Below are 5,284 nucleotides of genomic sequence, written 5' to 3'. Positions count from 1 at the left end.
GCGGCCCGGCTCGCCGAGCTGGCCGCCCGGCTGCGGGGCCGCCCGGCGCTGCTGCTGGTCGACGCGGTCGAACGGGCCCCGGACCCGGTGGCCGAGGTGGTGCACCTGCTCGTCGCGGCGGTGCCCACCCTGCGGGTGGTGGCGACCGGCCGGCATCCGGTCGGCATCCCCGGCGAACTCGTCCGCCCGGTCGCGCCGCTGGAGGTGCCCCCCGCCGGGGTGGTCGACCCGGCCGAGCTGGCCCGGTGGCCGGCGGCGGCCCTGTTCACCGCCCGGCTGACCCGGGTCCGCCCGGAACCGCCCGGCCCGGACGAGTTGCCCGCCCTCACCGCGCTGGTCCGCCGCCTCGACGGCCTGCCGCTGGCGATCGAGCTGATGGCGGCCCGGGGCCGCATCCTCGACCTGCCCGAACTGCTCGACCGGTACGGCGACCGGGTGCTCGACCTGGCCGGCCCGGATCTCGGCGGGCGGGGCTGGGAGGCCGCGCCGCCGGGGCGTACCGACGAACCGGCCCGGTCCACGGTCGCGGTGACCCTGCGCGAGGCGGTCGCCACCAGCTACCGGCTGCTCGACGGGTGGGAGCAGGCCGCGTTGCGCCGGCTCTCGGTGTTCGCCAACCGGTGGTCGGTGGAACTGGCCGAGGAACTGCTCGCCGACGAGGCCGACCGGGACCCGTCGGTGGTGGTCGACCCGGTGCCGCTGCTCGACCGGCTCGTCGAGTTGGGCCTGCTCAGCGTCCGGGGTGCCGGGCCGCTGCGGTTCCGCCTGCTCGACGCGGTCCGCGAGTACGCCGTCGAGCAGGCCGCCGGCCGGGGCGAGCTGACCGCCGTCCGTCGCCGGCACGCGGTGGTGATCACCCGGTTGGTGGCCCGTACCGCACCGGACCTGGTCGGGGCGCGACAGCCGGCGGCCGTCCGTCAGCTCGACGAGGCGACCGGGGACATCGGCGCGGCACTGGCGCACGCCGCCGGGGACGATCCGGTCACCGCGCTGCGGCTGGCCGCCGAGCTGACCCGCTGGTGGCGGATGCGGGGGCGGGACGTCAGCGGCCGGCAGTGGCTGTGCCGGCTGCTCGCCGATCCCCGTACCGCCGACGCCGATCCGGTGCTGCGGGCCTGGGCGCTGCTCGGGGTGGCCCGGCTGGCCGCCGAGCACGGCGCGGCGGCGCAGGAACTGCCTGCCGCCCGTGCCGCGCTCGCGGTGCTGGCCGGTCGGGCCGACGTGGCCGGGGAGCTGGCGGCGCGGACGGTCCTCGGCACCCTGCTGGTCGCGACCGGCGGGTACGACGAGGCGGCCGAGCAGGCGCATGCGGTGCTGACCCTGGCCACCCGGCACGGCCGGACCCGGGACATGGCGGTCGCCCAGCACCATCTGGCCTGGCACGAGATCCGCCTCGCCGACCTGTCGGCGGCCCGGCGGCGGCTGGCCGCGGTGGACCGGCTGGCCGCCCAGTGCGGGGAGCCCCGCCTGCGCCTGCTGGCCCGTGCCGACCTGGCCGAGGTGGCCCGGCTGGAGGGTCGCCACGGTGACGCGGTGGACCAGGGCCGGCGGGTCGTCGCCGCGCTGGCCGGGGTGGGTGATCCGGGGCACCGACGGCGGGTGCTCGGCACGGTGGGGCTGGCGCTGGCCCGGTCGGGTCGGCTGGACGAGGCCGCCGAGGTCCTGGCCGAGCTGCGCTGCGACGGCCGTCCGGGGCTGCCCGGGTCCCGGTCGGAGGCGGGCGCGGCCGGGGGTCGTCCGGGCGGCGGCGGGCCGGTCCGGGCGGAGGAGTCGGTCTGCGCGCTGATCGAGGGCACCATGGCCCAGCACCGGGGGGACCGGGAGTTGGCGGCGGAGTGGTTCGCGGTGGCGGAAGCTGCCGGTGCGGCCGGTCAGGACCGGCGGGACGTGGTCGAGGCCCTGGTCGGGTTGGCCGTGAGCACCGGCTCCGCCGAGGTGCGGGAGCGGCTGGCGCAGGCGTGCCGGCGCGGCGGCATCCGGCTGCTGCCGGACGAGGAACGTCTGCTGGGCTAGGCGCGGGGGTGGCGCGAGCGAACGAGCCCCCTGGTCAAACCCCTCGCTCAATCGCTCGCGCCGGCACCCCCCGGTGCTCCCCCGCGCGATGAAGGCTAGCCAGCCGGGCCGTCCGTTTTGCGGCGATCGGCGGCTCTGCGACCGGTGGGGCCGACGGGTTCTGCCGCTTTTTCTGCCGGTCCGCCGGCATCCTGTTGGCGGGCGGTCAGCAGGACGGCGGCTCGTCGGTCGGCGCCTGGTCGGTGCTGCCGGCGGTCGCCCCCGGGTGGACGGCGTCGCGTACCCGGCGCAGGCCGTCCAGCATGGCGGCGAGGGTCCGGGGTTCGAGTTGACCGGTGAACCACTGCTCGATGATCTGGAGGTGGCCGGGCAGGGTCTCGTCCAGCCGCTGCATGCCGGCCGGGGTGACCACCGCGTACGAGCTGCGCCGGTCGGACGGGCAGGCGCGACGCCGGAGCAGCCCGTCGCGCTCCATCCGGTCCACCACCCGGGTGACGCCGCTGGTGGACAGGGAGGTCTGTGCGGCCAGGTCGGTCATCCGCAGTTGGTTGCCGGGGGAGCGGGCCAGGCGCATCAGCACCTCGAACTCGACCGCGGAGACGCCGTGCTCCTCGTACTGCGCGGTGAACCGGGCGGTCAGCCCGGCGTGCGCCTCGACCAGGAGGCCGACGGCGGTGATCCGGGGGTCGTCGAACACAGTCTCGTCCACCTGGCCATCCTAGCAGTGCTTGACACGGGGAATATTGCTGCGGTTATAGTTGCTCAGGCAGTCGTTGGGCTACTAAACAATCTTCCCCGGAGGGCAGTTACATGACCAGCACCGAGTCGGTTACCCGCGACTGGGACGGCCTCACCATCCCCGCTGCCGGCACCTACCTGCTGGACGCCGCGCACAAGCGGGTCGGCTTCGTCGCCCGCCACATGATGGTCAGCAAGGTACGCGGCGAGTTCGCCGACGCCACCGCCACCATCACCGTCGCCGAGGACCCGTTGCAGTCCTCGGTCACCGCCACCATCCAGGCGGCCAGCATCAACACCGCCCAGGCCGACCGGGACGGCCACCTGCGCAGCCCCGAGTTCCTCGACGTCGAGCAGTTCCCGACGCTGGAATACCGCAGCACCGCCGTGAAGTCCCACGACGGCAACGAGTTCGTCCTGCTCGGTGACCTCACCATCAAGGGCGTCACCCGCCAGGTCGAGCTGGAGGTCGAGTTCGAGGGCGTCGGCCGCACCCCGTTCGGCACCGACGTGTTCGGCTTCACCGCCAGCACCGAGATCGACCGCGAGGACTTCGGCCTGACCTGGAACGTCGCCCTGGAAACCGGTGGCGTGCTGGTCGGCAAGAAGATCAAGATCGAGATCGAGGGCGAGGCCATCCGGCAGGCCTGAGCCCGGCACGTCGAAGCCCCCGCTCACCGCGAGCGGGGGCTTCCCCGTGCCCGCGTGCGGATTGTCACTGTCCGGCGACGGCGACATCCGGTGCTGGTGGACGGCCGCTGGGTAGAGAAGCGGGACAGCGCATACCCGGTGGGCACTGGCCCCGGCGCGTGGGCGCTCTTATGGTGGTTCACACTGCGCGCCGGGACGGTCACCGCCCCGCGCGTCTCACGCCTGGAGGAAACATGGGTAGGGACGTCGAGCAGGGCGCGTTCTCCCGGGAGGACCGGGTCCGCTACCGGCAGAAGGTGCGGCGCTGCCTGGACGTCTTCGCGTTGATGCTCGACGACTTCGGTTTCGACGCCGACCGGCCGATGACCGGTCTGGAGATCGAACTCAACCTGATGGACCCGGACGCCGAACCGGCGATGCGCAACGACGAGATCCTCGCCGCCATCGCCGACCCGCTCTTCCAGACCGAACTCGGCCAGTTCAACCTGGAACTGAACGCCGCGCCCCGGCTGATCGAGGGGGGCGGCTTCGCCCACTACGAGAGCGACCTGCGCAGCAGCCTCACCCGGGCCGACGAGCGGGCGGCCCGCTCGAACGCCCGGATCGTCATGGTCGGCATCCTGCCCACCCTGACCGAACGGCACCTGGTGGCCGACAACCTCTCCACCAACGAGCGGTACCGGGTGCTCAACGACCAGATCGTCGGCGCCCGGGGCGAGGACATCGAACTGGACATCCGGGGAGTCGAGCGGCTGCGGACGCACACCGACTCGATCGTCCCCGAGGCCGCCTGCACCAGCCTCCAGTTCCACCTCCAGGTCGCGCCGGACAGCTTCGCCGACTACTGGAACGCCTCCCAGGCCATCGCCGGCGTCCAGGTCGCCGTCGGCGCGAACTCGCCGTTCCTCTACGGCCGGCAACTCTGGGCCGAAACCCGGATCGCCCTGTTCCAGCAGGCCACCGACACCCGCCCGGACGAGCTGAAGGCCCAGGGGGTACGCCCCCGGGTGTGGTTCGGGGAACGCTGGATCACCTCGATCTTCGACCTGTTCGAGGAGAACGTCAGGTACTTCCCGCCGTTGCTGCCGATCTGCGCCGACGAGGACCCGGTCGAGGTGCTGCACGCCGGTGGCGTCCCGCAACTGTCCGAGCTGCGGCTGCACAACGGCACCGTCTACCGCTGGAACCGCCCGGTGTACGACATCATGAACGGCCGCCCGCACCTGCGGGTGGAGAACCGGGTGCTGCCGGCCGGCCCGACCGTGGTCGACATGCTGGCCAACGCCGCCTTCTACTTCGGGCTGGCGCGCGGGCTGGCCGAGTCCGACCGGCCGATCTGGAGCCAGCTCACCTTCAGCTCCGCCGAGGAGAACTTCCACGCCGCCGCCCGACGGGGCATGGACGCCGTGCTGCACTGGCCCCGGCTCGGCGAGGTGCCGGTCACCAAGCTGGTCCTCGACACGCTCCTGCCGAAGGCGGCCACCGGGCTGGACCGGTTCGGTGTCGCCCCCGCCGAACGGGACCGGCTGCTCGGCATCATCGAGCAGCGCTGCCGTACCGGCCGCAACGGCGCGGTCTGGCAGACCGAGACGGTGTGGGCCGCGCAGCGGCAGCGCAACCTGGACCGGGACGCGGCGCTGCGCCACATGGCCAACCGGTACGCCGAACTCCAGCGCAGCAACGAACCGGTGCACACCTGGCCGGTGGACTGAGCCCCGGGGCGGCGGTCGACGGTCAGGGGGTGCGGCGACCGGGGCGGGGCCTGGGCACGGCGGGCGGGTCCGTCGGGCGCACCCCCGCCGGGTCGCCCTCCGGCTGGCCGCCACCGGGCGATCCGGGGTCCTGGTCCGTCCGGGGTCCGGCGGGCGTCGCACCGGCTGCC

4 protein-coding genes are annotated in these 5,284 nt (G+C 74.1%); 3 read left to right on the top strand and 1 reads right to left on the bottom strand.

The window, feature by feature from the left end; genetic code table 11:
* The coding region (locus tag H1A17_RS33285) for an XRE family transcriptional regulator (RefSeq protein WP_194823745.1) at window positions 1–2,013 on the top strand (2,013 nt) is incomplete at its 5' end.
* 205 nt (window positions 2,014–2,218) lie between these two features.
* On the opposite strand, the gene H1A17_RS33280 is transcribed toward H1A17_RS33285, so the two are convergent.
* The gene (locus H1A17_RS33280; RefSeq protein WP_145917217.1) at window positions 2,219–2,722 is read right to left on the bottom strand and encodes a MarR family winged helix-turn-helix transcriptional regulator; all 504 of its coding nucleotides are present in this window, start codon (window positions 2,720–2,722) and stop codon (window positions 2,219–2,221) included.
* Window positions 2,723–2,823: 101 nt separating this feature from the next.
* Here H1A17_RS33280 and H1A17_RS33275 point away from each other — a divergent pair, with 101 nt between their 5' ends.
* Complete coding sequence (locus tag H1A17_RS33275) at window positions 2,824–3,402, top strand: YceI family protein (protein WP_088645742.1); 579 nt, start codon at window positions 2,824–2,826, stop codon at window positions 3,400–3,402.
* A gap of 233 nt (window positions 3,403–3,635) precedes the next feature.
* On the top strand, window positions 3,636–5,114 hold the full coding sequence (locus H1A17_RS33270; protein ID WP_145917218.1) for a glutamate--cysteine ligase: 1,479 nt from the start codon (window positions 3,636–3,638) through the stop codon (window positions 5,112–5,114).
* Window positions 5,115–5,284 lie beyond the last annotated feature (170 nt).

Origin of the sequence: Micromonospora sp. S-DT3-3-22 (assembly GCF_015354745.1) — a bacterium.
Classification (GTDB): Bacteria; Actinomycetota; Actinomycetes; order Mycobacteriales; family Micromonosporaceae; genus Micromonospora; species Micromonospora wenchangensis.
This window is presented reverse-complemented; position numbering and strand designations above follow the sequence as displayed.